Here is a 15,136-nt window from a genome sequence, read left to right as displayed (position 1 = left end):
TTACGTCCCCCCGTCCCGGCTGAGAATTTCGGCCCTCTCCTGTTCTTCAATCTCGGCTTGTTCGTCAGAGGGCTTCTGCTCGATGACGCTTTCGACGACATCGGCCAGCCGTTCCACCGCGTCGTAGCGCGCCATCGCCTTGGCCGCCGATGCCGCTCGGATCAGGCTGCCGGGTTCTTCGAACAGGCGGCGCACCACCCCGGCGAAGCGTTCCGGCGTCATGGCGCCCTCCTCATAGCACCAGCCGCCGCCGCCACGCTCGAAGCGCATGGCATTCTCATATTGGTCGTTATCAAGCGAATGTGGCAGCGGCACGAGCACGGCCGGACGCCCGATCGCGCAGAGTTCGGCGACGGTCGTCGCGCCCGAGCGCGAGACCACCAGATGCGAGGTCGCCATGCGCTCGGGGAGGTCGTCGAAGAAAGTCGCCAACTCCGCAGCGACGCCCGCGCGCTCATAGGAATCGAAGACGTTTTCGATGTCTTCCTCGCGGCACTGCTGCACGACGAGCAGCCGATCGCGGATATGTTCTGGCAGCAGATAGAGCGCCGCAGGCATCATCTCGGCGAAGAAGTGCGCGCCCTGGCTGCCGCCGAAGACCAGAAGGTTGAGTTGCCCGTCCGGCGGCGGCGAGTTGTAGACCTGCGTGCGCATGTTGAGCACGGCGCGGCGCAGCGGCGTACCTGTCAGGAACGCCTTGTGCAGCAGCTTGCCCTCGAGGAACTTCGTGTCCTCGAAGGAGTAGGCGACCGCGCGCACCATGGGCCCCAGAAGCCGGTTGGCCCGCCCCATGACGGCGTTCTGCTCATGCGTCAGCGTCGGGATGCCCCGCGCCAACGCCGCGAGCATCGGCGGGATCGTCGGATAGCCGCCGAAGCCAATCACGGCACTGGGCTTGATCTCCCCGAGGACCCGGTAGGCCATGTGAAAGCCGCTCGACAGCTTCGCCACCGTCTTTGTCGCCTCGATCGGCGAGCGGCCCCTGAAGGTCGCCGCGTTCACGCGATAGACCTCGCGCGCGGGGAAGTCGGTGTCGAACTTGCTGCTGCGCGTATCGGTGATCAGGTCGATCGCGTAGCCGCGCCAACTGAGTTCCTGTGCCAGAGATTTGGCGGGAAACAGATGTCCGCCAGTGCCCCCGGCGGTCATCACGATCGAAGGTCGCGTCACGTTCTTATCTCCCGTGGCGAGGCGGCTACCCCTGCCGCCTGCATATCAGCCGGGCGCTCCGGCCAAGATAAAGCCTCGGTGTTCGGTCTGCGCCGCGAAAGCGCGATAATCATGGCCATTGCCATGGCCATCGAGACCAGCGAGGAGCCACCATATGAGATGAACGGCAGTGTCATCCCCTTCGCCGGCAGCAGGTTGACATTAACTGCCATATTAATCAGCGCTTGAAAACCAAACAGCATCGCCAGCCCGCTGATCGCGACGCGCACGAACGGGCTGTGCTGCGTCAACGCACCCGCAACCGCGCGCAGTGTGACGAAGGCATAGACCCCGACGAGCAAGAGACAGGCCGCGATTCCAAGCTCTTCGGCGATGACAGCGAAGACATAATCGTTGTGCGCGTCCGGCAGGCGCGTCTTGAGCACGCCTTCGCCCGGCCCGCGTCCGAACCAGCCGCCCTCGGAGAACGCCGAGAGCGCGATCGCCGTCTGATCGCTGACGGTGCCGCCCCAGCCCATGAACGCATCGATTCGCTCCGCTGCGTGGGGAAGACTGAAATAAATGGCCACCAGACCGGCGATACCCGCCAGCGCGATTGCCAGCATCCAGCGCAGCGGATAGCCCGCCGCCATGAACATGCCCGCCCAGACCATCGCGATCAGGGCCAGTTGGCCGATATCCGGCTGCATCGCCAGGAGCCCGGCGAAAAGAATGAGAAGCGCCAGTGCAAACTCTGTCGCCGGAACATCATGGCGCTGGGCGCCTTCGGACAGCAGCCACGCGCTGATGACGACGAAGCCAGGCTTGACGATCTCCGACGGCTGAAAGGCTAAGCCGGCGAAGTGCACCCAGCGCACCGCGCCGTTCAGCGCAACGCCCTGGTAGAGGGCAACGACCATCAAAGCCAGCCCGAAAAAGCACAGGAACAGCGCCAGTCGCCGCACCCCGCGCGGGCCGAGCATCGACACCGGCACCAGAACAGCCAGCCCGGCCAACAGGAAGAGTGCGTGTCGCTCGACGAAATAGAAATCCGGCAGGCCGAGCCGGGCGGCAGCGGGGGGCCCGGCCCCAAAGGCCATGACCATGCCCGCGAGCATGAGAAACAGGACGGCCGCAAGCAGTCTGTGGTCGACGGAAAACCACCAATCCGAAAGCAGGCTGCGTTCTGCGCGTGATAGCCTCATGCAGCGATCGCCTCGCGCATGGAGACGCCCTCGTGCGCGGCGACAAGGCGGCGGAACGCCTCACCGCGCTCGGCAAAGTTGGGGAACTGGTCGTAGGACGCGCAAGCCGGGGACAGCAGCACCACCGGCGCGCGCGCCGCGGAGCGCAGCGCATCGCGCGAAGCTGCGGCGACGGCATTCTCCAGCGTGCCACACCGCTCATAGCCCACATGGCCATCGAGCTGGTGCGCGAAATCTTCCGCCGCCTCACCGATCAGATAGGCCTTGGCCACACGCGGGTAATAGGCGTCCAGGCCAGCAAGGCCGCCCTCTTTCGCCCGGCCTCCGACGATCCAGAAGATCGGATCGAAGCAGGCCAGTGCGCGCGCCGCGGCATCGGCATTTGTTGCCTTGCTGTCATTGATGAAGGCGACGCGGTCCAAGCGGCCGACCTCTTCCATGCGGTGTGCGAGGCCCGGGAAACTGCGCAAGCCCTCGATGATCGTCTCGCGCGAGAGGCCGAGCGCGCGGGCCGCTGCGTAGGCCGCCGCGGCGTTCTCCCAGTTGTGCGCGCCGCGCAACGCGGGGATGCCGTGCAAGCTGATCGGCGCTTCGACCACGCCGCCCAGCGCCTCGAACAGCAGGCCGTCATGCACATAGACCCCGTCGCTGACGGGGTGTGCCGTGGAGACAACCTTGCGCGCAGCCGCGAACGGCCAGTGCTCGGCGAGCCGACGCGTCAGGTCGCTGTCCACGCCGATCACACCGCACTGCGCCGCACCGAGGCGATTGAAGATGCGGGCCTTGATCGCCGCGTAGTTCTCCAGCGTTCCGTGCCGGTCCAGATGGTCCGGCTGGACATTGAGCAGCACCGAAACGTCCGCATCCAGGCCGGGCGTCAAGTCGATCTGGAACGAGGAATATTCCAGCACGTAATGCCGCTCCGCCGCGAAAGGTGGCAGGTCCAGCACCGCCTTGCCGATATTGCCGCCAAGCGCGGTATCACGCCCTGCCGTCGACAGCAGATGCGCGGTGAGCGCCGAGGTGGTCGACTTGCCATTGGTACCCGTGATCGCGACGACCTTACCGGGCAGCCCCTGATGGCGGCGCTCGCGGCAGAACAGTTCGGTGTCGCCGATCACCTCAACCCCGGCGGCGCGCGCCTGCTCGACGATCACGTGCGGTTTCGGATGCGTCAGCGGCACGCCGGGCGAAAGCACGAGCGCGTTGAGTGCGGACCAGTCCCACTCTTCGGGCAGCGCAACCAGAACGCCCGCTTCATTCGCTTTGGCCCGCGCAGGCTCATTGTCATCCCATGCCACCACCTTGGCGCCTCCCAGCGCCAGCGCGCGCGCAGCGGCGATGCCGGACAGGCCGAGGCCGAACACCGCGACGTTCCAATCTGCGCAAACCGTTATGGGAATCATTTTCGCATCCTAACGTAGTTTGAGCGTGGACAGCCCAATCAATGCCAGCACCACCGAAATGATCCAGAACCTGACGACCACGGTGGCTTCGGCCCAGCCCTTCTGCTCAAAGTGATGGTGCAGCGGGGCCATGCGGAACACGCGCTTGCCGGTGAGCTTGTAGGACAGCACCTGGACGATCACCGACAGCGTTTCCAGCACGAAGAGCCCGCCGACGATCGCCAGCACGATTTCATGCTTGGTCGCGACGGCGATCGTGCCGAGCGCACCGCCCAGCGCCAGCGAGCCGGTATCACCCATGAAAATCATTGCCGGCGGCGCGTTGAACCACAGGAAGCCCAGCCCTGCGCCCACCAGCGCGCCGCAGACGACCGCCAACTCGCCCGTACCCTGTACAAAATGAATCTGCAGATAATCAGCAAAGATCGCGTTACCGACGAGGTACGAAATCACGCCAAACGCGCCCGCGGCGATCATCACCGGGACGATCGCCAGGCCATCGAGCCCGTCGGTGAGGTTCACAGCATTACCCGCGCCGGCGATGACGAACACGCCAAGCACGATGAACAGCGGACCAAGGTCAATCAGGACATCCTTGAAGAACGGCACGGCGAGGGAGCTGGAAAAGCCCGCCTCGCCGATCATCATGATCGAATATGTCGCGATGCCGGCGACGATCAGCTCCAGTGCCAGCTTGATCTTGCCTGAGAATCCGCCGGTCGAGCGTTTCGTCACTTTGAGGAAGTCATCAATGAAGCCGATCAAGCCGAAGGCGAGCGTCACCGCCAGGACGATCCAGACATATTTGTTGGCGAGATTGGCCCAGAGGATCGTCGCCACGCCAACCCCGAGCAGGATCATCAGCCCGCCCATCGTCGGGGTGCCCTGCTTGGTGAGCAGATGGCCCTGCGGCCCATCGCTGCGGATGGGCTGGCCGCGGCCCTGGCGCACGCGCAGCAGGTTGATGAGGCCTGGGCCGAACAGGAACACCACCAACAGCGCAGTCATGATCGCGCCGCCGGTGCGAAAGGTGATATAGCGAAAAACGTTGAGAACCGGGAACTGATCGCTCAGTTCGACAAACAGATAAAACATCGTTCCCCGTCGACGCCTCTTCGGCGCAATGACAATTCTTGGGCGCTTACACGCTACCTAAACGGGCGGTGTCTCCGCCCGCGCGAATCCATCAAGCACCTTTTGCACCGCCTCCATGTCGGAGAACGGGTAGGTGTGCCCCTTCACGATCTGTCCTGTTTCGTGCCCCTTGCCGGCAATCAGCAGCACGTCGTCACGCCCGAGCTCGGCGATGGCTGCGGCGATAGCCGCGCGCCGATCCGCAATATCGCGAGCGCCGGGCGCCGCCCGCAAGATTTCCTGCCTTATCATGGCCGCGTCCTCGCCGCGCGGGTTATCGTCGGTGACGTAGACTCTTTCGGCGAGTTGTTGCGCGATCGCCCCCATCTCCGCGCGCTTGCCGGTGTCGCGCTCACCACCGCAGCCGAACACGACCGCGACTTGGCCGCGCGCGAAAGGCCGCAGCGCGCGCAAGGCGGACTCCAGAGCGTCGGGCGTGTGGGCGTAGTCGATGAAAATGCCGCCGCCAGAGGGGGCTTGACCGGCCAGCTCCATGCGCCCCCGTGCGCCCTGAAGCGTCTCCAGCGCGGGAAAGACGACGTCAGGCGCGCTGCCTGTGGCAAGCGCCAGCCCGGCCGCAATCGCGGCGTTGGACCCCTGAAAGGAGCCGGCGAGCGGTAGCGTCACCGAATAGTTCGCGCCCTCGAAGGAAAAATCGACCCGCTGTCCGAAGCCTTCCGGGCGCGGATCTGAAACGCGAACGGCTGCCCCTTCACGCCCCACGGTCCAGACCTCACGCCCCCGCGCCTTAGCGAGCGCCGCGACGCGCGCACCCTCCGGCCGGTCGATGTCGATCACCGCCGGTGCGCCTTCTGGCAGCACATCCGCGAACAGGCGCATCTTCGCAGCGAAATAGCTCTCGAAGTCCGGGTGATAGTCCAGGTGATCGCGCGAGATGTTCGTGAACGCGGCAGCGCTCAGGCGCACCCCGTCCAGACGGTGCTGGGCCAGACCGTGGCTTGAGGCTTCCAGTGCCGTGTGGGTGACTCCCTCGCCGGAAAGCCCATCGAGGATCCGGTGCAGTTCGACCGGCTCCGGCGTGGTATGACGTAATGGCCGCGTTTCGCCATCGACGTGAACGCCGAGCGTGCCGACGCTGGCCGCGCGCAAGCCCTGTTCTCGCCAGATCTGGTAGAGAAAGGAAGCAACCGAGGTCTTGCCGTTCGTGCCGGTCACGGCCGCAAGCGTGTCGGGCTGGCGCGGATAGAACGTTGCAGCCATCTGCGCAAGCCGGCGACGCGGTTGGGCATCGCGGATCACGGCCACGCCGTCGGGCACCGGCGCATCCGCCGCTGCCAGAATGGCGACCGCCCCGGCCGCCAGCGCCGCAGGAATGAACTGGGCGCCGTCAACCTTGGTGCCCGGCAGCGCGGCAAACAGATAGCCGGGCTTCACCGCGCGGCTGTCCGCCGTAATGCCAGCGATATCAATATCGGCGGAGACGCCGAGAGGGACGCCACCCGCCAGCTCGCTCAGCTTCATGTCGGTCTGGCCTCGCCGGAAGCCGCTTCACCATCGGAATGGTTCGGTTAATAGGCGGTGCCGGCGACTTCGTCAAACGCGCGTTCCGGCGCTACGCCGAGGATCGGGGCTGCCCGCTTGACAACCGCCGCAACCGTCGGCGCCGCGTTCCAGGCCGCTTCGGTCCGCCGGTGCGCCGCCTTCGTCGGTTTCGGCTCATCTATCATCACCAAAACCAGATATTGCGGATCGTCCATCGGAAACGCGGCAAAAAAAGTACTAATGACCTTTTTTCGTGAGTAGCCGCCAGCGACCGGCTTGTTGGCCGTCCCGGTCTTGCCGCCGAGACGGTAGCCCGCGACCTGCGCATTGCGGCCCGTCCCCTCACGGACATTGCGCCGCAGCAACCGACGCATCGCGTCGCTGGTGCTGGAGCGAAGCACCTTCTCGGCAAGGCGGCGCCCCTCGCTGCGGCTCCGTTTGAGGAAGGTCGGCTGCACCAGATAGCCGCCATTGACCAGCGCCGCGCCGGCAGCCGCGAAGTTCAGCGGCGCGACGGCGATGCCGTGGCCGTAGGAGACCGTGACCGTCGTGGATTCGCGCCAGACCTTGGGTACCTGCGGGTCGGCGGTCGGCGGAAGCTCGGTATCGAGCGGTTCGAGCAGGCCGAGGCGTTCGAGAAACTCGCGCTGGCGATAGCCGCCGACATCGAGCGCGATGCGCGCTGCGCCCGTGTTAGACGAGCGGATGAAGATTTCAGGGACAGTTGCATAGGTCGAGCGCGCGTGCTTGTCCGCAATGCGGAAGCCTCCGACATTCACCGGTTTCTTGATGTTATAGCGGTCGTCGAGCTGGATGATGCCGTGATCAAGTGCCATCGCCACGGTGAAGGCCTTGAAGACCGAACCCATCTCATAGGTGTCGGCGACGAGCCGGTTCTGGCGGTGCGGCTTGAGCGACTCCTCCCTGTGGTTCGGGTCATAATCGGGCAGCGATGTCATCGCCAGCATCTCGCCGCTGTGCACATCCATGACCAGCCCGGCGACGGCCCTGGCCTCGTAGGTTTCGTGCGCGCGGCGGAGTTCTTCGCGCATGATATGCTGAACGCCCAGATCGAGCGCCAGGCGCACCTTGGGCCGCTCATCAGGCGATGCAGCCGGCTCCGCAAGATCCCCCGCGCCATCGACGAATTTTTCGATGCCCGCAATCCCGCGATTGTCGACATTGGTGTGGCCCAGAACATGCACCCCGGTCGCGCCCGACGGGTAGACCCGCTGATTCTCGGTGAGAAGGCCCACGCCCGGGAGCCCAAGGCGATGCACCGCCTGCGCCTGCTTCGGTGTCAGCCCACGATAGAGCCAGACGAAGCGGCCATCACCCGAGAGCTTCTTGCGCAGGGTCGCGATGTCCTGATCGGGCAAGACGCGGGCGAGCTTCTCCGCCGCATCATCGACATCAACGACGCGCGCCGGATCGCCATAGGCCCAGTAGACCTGCAAGTCAGTCGCGAGCATGCGGCCTTTGCGATCAACGAGGTCGGGCCGGGATGCGGAGCGCTGGGCATCGGGTTGGGCAACAGCAATCTGCGGCCCGCCGTCAGGCTCCACGCCAAGCGAGATCAGCCGTGCGGCCAATCCCGCGAAGCCGAGGAACAGGGCACCGAGGACCAGCCCGATGCGCGCCGCGTCCGGGCGTCCGCCCCGGCGGCGTTTCGGCTGCGCGGTCATGGCCGCTCTCCCTTGCCCTGCGGCCCGGCGATCGCCACGAAGGATTTGATCTGCTCCGGCTTGACCGGTTCCAGCCCCATACGCTCCCGCGCGATCTTCTCCAGCCGCTCGGGCCGCGTCAGGTAGGTCCACTCGGCGCGCAGCACAGCAAGCGCGCGGGTTTGCTCGGAAATCTCGCGTGAGAGTTCAGCCGCCCTCGCTTCAAGCTCGCGGGTTTCGTGCTTCTGCTGGTAGATCAGCATCAGCAGACCCGCCATGACGCCAAATAGCGTAAAATTGACAACACGCATGACTGAACGCCTTACCTTTAAGATTTTGAACGACTTTGCGCCGGTCATGGTAAACATTCCCTAACCGAGCGCGGAGACATCCCGCACCTCCAGGCGCGGCAGGCCCAGCGCCTCGCGGTCGAGCGGCAGCGGCGGCGCATCGGTGCGGATGCCCCAACGCAGCCGGGCCGAGCGGGCGCGCGGGTTCGCTTCGATTTCGGAGTCGTCCGGCGTCACCGGCTGGCCGCGCGGGAGCTGGAAGCTGGGCGGGGGCGCGGCGGTGTCCGGGGGAAGATGGCGCGACGGCGCGGGGGTCTTGCCGCTACGCGCGGCGAAGAATCGCTTGACGATCCGGTCTTCGAGCGAGTGGAAGCTGACCACGACGAGCCGGCCGTCCTGGGAAAGGAGCCGTTCAGCACCGGCGAGCGCCTCGGCCAGTTCGCCGAGTTCGTCGTTCACGTAAAGGCGTAAGCCCTGGAAGGTCCGTGTGGCTGGGTGGATGCGATCGCCGCGTTTCGGCCCCAGCACCCCCTCGACGATCTGGGAGAGCCGGCCGGTCGTCTCGATCGGCGCTTCGGCGCGCGCGGCAACGATCCGCTTCGCGATAGCGCGGGCGCGCTTCTCCTCGCCCAGCCGCTGAAAAATCTGCGCCAGCTCGCGCTCTTCCAGCGTGTTGACAACGTCCGCGGCGCTCGGCCCCTCGCCCGACATGCGCATATCAAGCGGGCCTTCCTGCATGAACGAAAAGCCCCGCGCGGCCTCATCCAACTGCATGGAGGACACGCCGACATCCAGCACCACGCCATCGGGTGCGAAACCGTGCGCGTCTGCGATCTGCTCTATCTGGGAAAAGCGCGCCTGCGCCAACTGAAGCCGGCCGGGATGCTCCGCGGCGAGCGCCTGCGCCCGCGTGATCGCCACGGGGTCGCGGTCGATGGCCAACACTTCGGCCCCGGCCTCCAGCAGCGCGCGGGTGTACCCGCCCGCGCCGAATGTCGCGTCAATGAATCGTTCGCCGCTTTGCGGAGCCAGCGCCCGCATCACCTGAGAAAGCAGCACGGGAACGTGATCCGCCGGTTCGCCAGCGGCTCGGGCGCCCTCTTCCCTGCCGCGACGGATCATCATTCCCGTGCCTTCTCAGTCTGGCCGCTGGTTGAGCGGCCTCCCGCGCCGAGCTGTTGTCGCAGGGCGCGCGCTCTGTCGCGCGCTTCGCTGCGGAATGCGTCATATTCGTCGGCTTCCCAGATCTGGAACTTGTCCCCGAGGCCGACGAAAACGGCTGTGTCTCCGATCCCCGCGAACTCCTTGAGCCGCTTTGGGAGGATGGTTCGTCCGTCCGCGTCGATTTTGAGCGTTTCGGACTCCCCGAAATAAAACGTAGCGAGGTCCTCGCGTTCCTGGGAGAGGACGGGAAATTCTTCCAGTATCTGGTGAATCTTTCGGACCAGACGGTTGCCGCCGGCTTCGAGACAGCGCCGCTCCGGGTGCGGGTAGCAGAAGATTTCCTCAGCACCGTCTTTGGTGAGCACGGCGCGGAACGATGCGGGCACCGAGACCCGTCCTTTCGCATCCACCCTGTTGTCGTATCGGCCGGCAAACTCGTCCATCTCCGCTCCGAGCCGCGGCCGCCTTTCTACGCCGAACCATCAAGGCCGCTTGCGCGGCTGGTGAAACCGTCATGGCCGCGCTCAGGCGGCTGGATGCCCCGTCAGGTGTCGAGGGAAGAGCGTCCGCTCCCGCGCCCTTGGCTTGAAGGGGTGGCGTGTTTTGGGACCCCCCTCCCCTCGAATCACCCTTCCGAACGGGCAATTATGGGATAGCATGGGTTTTCATGGGTGTCAATGGATGTTTGGCGGGTCAACGCGGGTGCAGGCGGGAAATCGCGGACGAGCGCGGGCCGCTGTTTTTTGCTTTGCGAAGCACATCCGTGCTTCGCGTACCGGCTAAGCCGGGCGCGCGGTCGCGCTTGCCGCCCTTCGGGCGGAAGGGGAGGCCCTTGCGAACGCCTGCGGGAAAACGCCCCAGCGCGCCTTGCCGCGCTGTAATGCCGACTGGCCACCGCGCGTTGCGCGAACGCGAAGCGCGGATGCGCTTCGCAAACCAAAAGAGCGGGCCGGCATGGGAATTGGTGGGAAGCCGCGTTGTTAGAAAAGGATCGCTGATTGCCGCCGGCGCGCAGCCCGCGAGTGCCAAGCAGGCTCAGCCCAGATCACCTGATCTCGCTTGAGAAGTTCCAGGTCAATCGCGACGGCGGCCTGGGAGGCCTGTTCTAATGGCCGTGGAAAACGTGACCGGGCAGAACGACATGCTGGATCTGATCGTCTGGCGCCATTACGGCTTCCAGCAGCGGGCGGTGGAGGCCGGTCCGGACGCGAACCCGCCGCTGTCCGCTCGACCGCCGATGCTGCCCGAAGGCGTGACGATCACGCTGCCGGAGATCGCCCGGCCGCGCGGCACGCCGCCTAAGATTCGATTGTGGGATGTGCCATGACCAAGAACGAAATCGCCGACATGTTTATAACCCACATTTTCAGGGAGCTCTACGATTGCTATGTTCTGCCGAAAAATCTTCGTTATCAAGATATCAAGCAGAGGGCTGACCTAAGTAATTTGAACAAAGACGAACACAACTACCATCTAATTTTCAACAGTACTGTAATATGGCTTCACGCTAATGGCTTTATAAATAGCGACGCTCAACCACATTTGGATATCGCAAAGTTCACAATTTCTGATAAAGGGCTAGCCGCGCTAAATGGCCGGTTGCCAGCCAGTCTCGGAGGGAAAGGGCGTCTGCGGGACTGGATTACCAACACGGTCGAACAGGCGAGCCAGACGGCCGTTATCGAGGCTGGTCGCCACCTCGTGACACAGTTTTCTTCATGATGACATGAGACGGGATGGGGGAGATTGAACTAAGGACCGGTGAGCATTCCCCCGCCTCCACTATATTGATTACTCCCGCTTAAGGAGAAAAACCAATCACAGTAAGCGCCTGCGCCAGTCACCGCCCCAGCAGCCACAGGATCACGCTCAACACCACGCTCACCAGGATCGACGTCGTGATCGGCAGGTAGAAGGTGAAGTTGTCGCGCTCGATGACGATGTCGCCGGGCAGCCGCCCCAGCCCCAGCTTCGACAGCCACGGCCACAGCACGCCGACGACGATCAGCACGATCCCGAGAATGATGAGCCAGCGACCGATCATCTCTCCCTCTTGAGCTTTGCGAAGCCCTTCCCTGCTTCGCTTACAGGCTAAGCGCGGAGCGGCCGCGCTGACAGCGCGCTCATGCGCGCTGGAGAGGTTTACCGCTTGTGCCAACAGATAGGCGGTGGGCCTAGCCCTTCAACGTCTCCTTCAGGGCCGTCAGCAGCTCCTTCGCTTCGCCCGCCTTTGCCGCCACGGTCTCGCTGCGCGCCTTGAAGGTATCAAACACATCTTTCTTGTTCTGCCGGCCGCTCTCCCACGCAGCGCGGAGATTTTCGAGAGACTTCAACTCGGCCTCAAGCTCACCGAGCTTGCCCCTCAGCTTGTCCTTCTTGCCCTTGATGTCCGCGGAATCGCCCTTGTTGGGCGCGATCAGGTCGCCATAGAGATCGTAAATCTTTGCGGAAGGGAGATCGGCTGGGGCGTCCCTGGAAGCGCCGTTTTGACTGCCCAAGCTAAAAACAAGGAGCACGGCCAAGCCAATAATGGCCAGTGCGACGACTTCCATCGCGTCCCCCGCGCTATCCGAAATGACCGTAATCTACTTGATTTTTGGCATTTCGGCAACACGGGGCGCAGATGTTGCGGCCGGCGCGGCCCGTAGGCGCAAGTGGCGGCGATCGGACGCGCGAACACGCCCGCCGGGAAACCCACCCGCGGGCGCAACAACGCCGGAATGGCGGACGCTTACGCCTCGCTCAGCTTGCGGACGCGATGCGACAGCCGCGAAATCGTTCGCGCGGCGGTGTTCTTGTGCATCACACCCTTCTGCGCGCCGCGCATGATCTCTGGCTGCGCCTTGCGCAGTGCCTCGCGCGCGGCCTCGGCGTCGCCGGAGGCCACGGCGTCGTTCACGTGGCGGATGAAGGTGCGCACGCGGCTCTTGCGCGCCTTATTGATTTCCGTGCGCCGCTCGATTTTCCGGACGGCGCGTTTCGCGGTTTTCGTGTTGGGCATTGCGGCTCTCGTCTCTCAAAACTGAAAGCGCGCGCGAACCCGCCCGCGCGCGCATCGCATTCGGTTGATTTGTGGTGTATACCGCGCCCGCGCGCCGGGTCAAGCCGTCACTGTGTCGAGCGCGGATCAACCGTGCCAAGCACCGCGAGATCGCCGTCCGCCTCGCGCCGCAACACCACGATCTCGCCGGAACTGGGAAACACATCCGTCAGCCCTGTGATATTCACCTGGTGCGTAACCATCAGCACAGGCTGCGACAGGTCCAGTTCCCCGATCTTCTCGCGGAGTTGGCGGGTCTGCTCGGGGCCGCCCGCGCGGTCGCGGAAGAAGGAGTTGAGCGCCGGCAGCGGCTCGACGGCGCCGAGCTCCAGCAGTTCCGCGGTGTCCATGCAGCGACACCACTGGCTGGAGAAGACGCGGGCCTCGCTCACGCCAACACTGCGCAGGAAATCGCCGGTGCGCCGGGCCTGCCGCCGGCCGGCCTCTGACAGGTTGCGCTGGGTTGCGCAGTCGCCGAGTGTGAAATTCGCCGGGTCGCCCGTACCGGGCGCAAGGGCGTGGCGCATCATCGCGATGTGCCCCGGTTTGGCCAGCTTGGCGGCCAGTTCGTCGCTTGCCGCCGCTGGACCTGCCCGGGCGACCGCAAAGACCAACGCCGCGAGGCCTGCAAACAGCCAGCGGCGCGACGGCAGCAATGGTTCGAAGCACATCCGCCAATCTCCCGCATTTTTGGCTTGAGGTCGCCACGTGTGCTACGCCCACGCGTTCAAGCCGGATCCGCGCGATTTTGCGCACCTCGAGAGACGCCCCAATGCCCGCCGACGCGCCGCACGCCCGCCAACCCGAACTCACCTTGCGCGCGATCCTCACCGGCATGGCGATCGGCGCGGTGCTCACGCCCTGCAACGTCTACAGCGGGCTGAAGATCGGCTGGGCATTCAATATGTCCGTAGCGGCGGGGCTGGTCGCCTATGCACTGTGGAATGTCGCCGGGCGCGCGGCGGGCGGGCGATGCATCGGGCTTCTGGAAAACAACATCAACCAGACATCCGCCTCCTCGGCTGCCTCGATCGTCTCCTCCGGGCTGGCCGCGCCGATCCCCGCGCTGACATTGCTGACCGGACAGGAACTCGCCTGGCAGGCGCTGGCGATCTGGCTGTTCGTGGTCAGCCTGCTCGGCGTTGTCGTCGCGGCGGGCCTGCGCAACCAGATGCTGATGCGCGAAAACCTGAGCTTCCCCTCCGGCGTCGTCACCGCCGAGGCGATGCAGGAAATCCACGCCGGCGGGCGCGAAGCGATGCAGCGTCTTCGCGTGATGATCTATGCCGGCGCGGTCGCCGCCGGGCTGAAGTTCATCAACGACTTCATCGCCGCGATCCCCAAGCTCGCCCCGCCGATCAATATCCCGTTCGCGCGGGTGGCCGAAGGCGCGCGCCAAGGGGAAGGCGTATCATGCAGCAATCTCGGGCTGGCGCTCGACCCATCGCTGCTGATGGTCGGGTTTGGCGCAATCGCGGGGTTACGCGTCGGGCTTTCGGTGCTGCTCGGCGCGGCTGTTGCGTGGGCGGTTCTCGCGCCGGTCGCGCTCAGCCAAGGCTGGGCCAGCGCGGGAGAAAGCGCGGACGCGCCTTGGTTCGGGAGCCTCGTGGAGTGGCTGCTCTGGCCCGGCGCAACGCTGATGACCGTTTCGGCACTCATCTCGGTGGGCATTTCGGTCGTCCGCATGCGGCTGCGCCGCGCGAAAGAGCAACAACCGGCCATGACGATCGCCGAGCAAGGCCGGATCATGCCGCGCGCGGTCGTGGCGGGCTTCCTCGTCGTCCTGCTCTTGTCCGTCTCCGCGCAGACGCAGTATTTCGCCATCACGATCCTGGAAGCCATCGCGGCGATTTTGCTGAGCTATGTGCTGGCCGTCGTCGCCGCGCGCGTTTCGGGCGAAACTGGCATCACCCCGATCGGCGCGCTCGGCAAGGTCACACAGTTCACCTTCGCGCTCATCTCGCCGGGCAATATCGCGGCCAACCTGATGTCGGCAAACGTCACAGGGGGCGCGGCCGGACAGGCGGCTGACATGCTGCACGACCTGCGTACCGGGCAGATCATCGGCGCAACACCGGGCTTTCAGGTGATCGCGCAAGTCTTCGGCGTACTCACCGGAAGTCTTGCCGGGGCGGCGGCCTATCTGCTGTTGATCCCCGATCCGCAGGCGCAATTGCTGACGCCGGAATGGCCCGCGCCCGCCGTGGCGACGTGGAAGGCGGTTGCCGAGGTGTTGATGGGCGGCCTGAGCGCGCTGCCGCCGGGAGCTCCCGCAGCGATGGCGTTGGCCGCTTTGGCTGCCGTCGCCCTGGCGCTGGCCGAGCGGTTCCTGCCGCCCTTTGTGGCGAAATGGGTGCCGAGCGCGCCGGCGATGGGGCTGGCCTTCGTTATCCCGGCCTGGAATTCGATCTCGCTCTTCCTGGGCGCAGTCGCGGGCGCGCTGCTGCTGCGGCTGTTTTCGGATCTGGCGCGGCGCCGGATCATCGTCATCGCGGCGGGGCTGGTGGTCGGCGAAAGCCTGATGGGCGTTGTCTCCGCGCTCTCCACGATTGCAGACTAGGCGAAACGCTGGCTCAGGAGG

General features: G+C 65.2%; 16 protein-coding genes. 3 read left to right on the top strand and 13 right to left on the bottom strand.

What is annotated here, in order from left to right; translation table 11 throughout:
• Genes murG through BXY53_RS11395 form a run of 9 tightly spaced genes read right to left on the bottom strand, consistent with a single transcriptional unit; the run spans position 1 to position 9,958 of the window.
• Positions 1 to 1,170, bottom strand: coding sequence for an undecaprenyldiphospho-muramoylpentapeptide beta-N-acetylglucosaminyltransferase (gene murG, locus BXY53_RS11435; protein WP_245410451.1), 1,170 nt, complete (start codon positions 1,168 to 1,170; stop codon positions 1 to 3).
• Positions 1,167 to 2,354 carry an FtsW/RodA/SpoVE family cell cycle protein gene (locus BXY53_RS11430; protein ID WP_119062115.1) on the bottom strand — a complete coding sequence of 396 codons (1,188 nt, stop codon included), beginning with the start codon at positions 2,352 to 2,354 and terminating at the stop codon, positions 1,167 to 1,169. Before BXY53_RS11430 ends, murG begins: the two co-directional genes overlap by 4 nt.
• Positions 2,351 to 3,760 carry a UDP-N-acetylmuramoyl-L-alanine--D-glutamate ligase gene (gene murD, locus BXY53_RS11425; RefSeq protein WP_119062114.1) on the bottom strand — a complete coding sequence of 470 codons (1,410 nt, stop codon included), beginning with the start codon at positions 3,758 to 3,760 and terminating at the stop codon, positions 2,351 to 2,353. Before murD ends, BXY53_RS11430 begins: the two co-directional genes overlap by 4 nt.
• 9 nt (positions 3,761 to 3,769) lie before the next feature.
• Complete coding sequence (mraY, locus tag BXY53_RS11420; RefSeq protein ID WP_119062113.1) at positions 3,770 to 4,855, bottom strand: phospho-N-acetylmuramoyl-pentapeptide-transferase; 1,086 nt, start codon at positions 4,853 to 4,855, stop codon at positions 3,770 to 3,772.
• A gap of 57 nt (positions 4,856 to 4,912) precedes the next feature.
• A complete protein-coding gene (locus BXY53_RS11415) occupies positions 4,913 to 6,376 on the bottom strand; it encodes a UDP-N-acetylmuramoyl-L-alanyl-D-glutamate--2,6-diaminopimelate ligase (protein ID WP_119062112.1) in 1,464 nt (487 codons plus the stop codon).
• 47 nt (positions 6,377 to 6,423) lie between these two features.
• On the bottom strand, positions 6,424 to 8,082 hold the full coding sequence (locus tag BXY53_RS11410; RefSeq protein WP_119062111.1) for a peptidoglycan D,D-transpeptidase FtsI family protein: 1,659 nt from the start codon (positions 8,080 to 8,082) through the stop codon (positions 6,424 to 6,426).
• Positions 8,079 to 8,372 carry a cell division protein FtsL gene (ftsL, locus tag BXY53_RS11405; protein ID WP_170144429.1) on the bottom strand — a complete coding sequence of 98 codons (294 nt, stop codon included), beginning with the start codon at positions 8,370 to 8,372 and terminating at the stop codon, positions 8,079 to 8,081. Before ftsL ends, BXY53_RS11410 begins: the two co-directional genes overlap by 4 nt.
• Positions 8,373 to 8,432: 60 nt before the next feature.
• A complete protein-coding gene (rsmH, locus tag BXY53_RS11400) occupies positions 8,433 to 9,473 on the bottom strand; it encodes a 16S rRNA (cytosine(1402)-N(4))-methyltransferase RsmH (protein WP_425359187.1) in 1,041 nt (346 codons plus the stop codon).
• Entirely contained in the window at positions 9,473 to 9,958 is a 486-nt protein-coding gene (locus tag BXY53_RS11395; RefSeq protein WP_119062108.1) for a division/cell wall cluster transcriptional repressor MraZ, read from the bottom strand. Before BXY53_RS11395 ends, rsmH begins: the two co-directional genes overlap by 1 nt.
• Positions 9,959 to 10,623: 665 nt before the next feature.
• On the opposite strand from BXY53_RS11395, the gene BXY53_RS11385 reads away from it, so the two are divergent.
• Positions 10,624 to 10,842 (top strand): tail protein X, encoded by a 219-nt coding sequence (locus BXY53_RS11385; RefSeq protein ID WP_119062106.1) that lies wholly within the window; start codon positions 10,624 to 10,626, stop codon positions 10,840 to 10,842.
• Positions 10,839 to 11,237 (top strand): hypothetical protein, encoded by a 399-nt coding sequence (locus BXY53_RS11380; RefSeq protein ID WP_119062105.1) that lies wholly within the window; start codon positions 10,839 to 10,841, stop codon positions 11,235 to 11,237. Before BXY53_RS11385 ends, BXY53_RS11380 begins: the two co-directional genes overlap by 4 nt.
• A gap of 118 nt (positions 11,238 to 11,355) precedes the next feature.
• Here BXY53_RS11380 and BXY53_RS11375 read toward each other — a convergent pair whose 3' ends face one another.
• The 4 genes from BXY53_RS11375 to BXY53_RS11360 all read right to left on the bottom strand — a co-directional run bounded on the left by BXY53_RS11375 (position 11,356) and on the right by BXY53_RS11360 (position 13,226).
• On the bottom strand, positions 11,356 to 11,559 hold the full coding sequence (locus BXY53_RS11375) for a DUF2905 domain-containing protein (protein ID WP_342634975.1): 204 nt from the start codon (positions 11,557 to 11,559) through the stop codon (positions 11,356 to 11,358).
• Positions 11,560 to 11,689: 130 nt separating this feature from the next.
• Complete coding sequence (locus BXY53_RS11370; protein WP_119062104.1) at positions 11,690 to 12,067, bottom strand: hypothetical protein; 378 nt, start codon at positions 12,065 to 12,067, stop codon at positions 11,690 to 11,692.
• Positions 12,068 to 12,246: 179 nt separating this feature from the next.
• Entirely contained in the window at positions 12,247 to 12,516 is a 270-nt protein-coding gene (gene rpsT, locus BXY53_RS11365) for a 30S ribosomal protein S20 (RefSeq protein ID WP_119062103.1), read from the bottom strand.
• A 107-nt stretch (positions 12,517 to 12,623) separates the two neighbouring features.
• Positions 12,624 to 13,226: a histidine phosphatase family protein gene (locus BXY53_RS11360; protein WP_119062102.1), complete on the bottom strand. Its 603-nt coding sequence runs from the start codon at positions 13,224 to 13,226 to the stop codon at positions 12,624 to 12,626.
• Between the two features lie 101 nt (positions 13,227 to 13,327).
• Between BXY53_RS11360 and BXY53_RS11355 the strand changes: the two genes are divergently transcribed.
• Positions 13,328 to 15,115, top strand: coding sequence for an OPT/YSL family transporter (locus BXY53_RS11355; protein WP_119062101.1), 1,788 nt, complete (start codon positions 13,328 to 13,330; stop codon positions 15,113 to 15,115).
• Positions 15,116 to 15,136 lie beyond the last annotated feature (21 nt).

The organism is Dichotomicrobium thermohalophilum, assembly GCF_003550175.1.
GTDB lineage: Bacteria > Pseudomonadota > Alphaproteobacteria > Rhizobiales > Rhodomicrobiaceae > Dichotomicrobium > Dichotomicrobium thermohalophilum.
The sequence above is the reverse complement of the archived record's forward strand: the minus strand, read 5'-3'. Positions and strand labels throughout refer to the sequence as shown.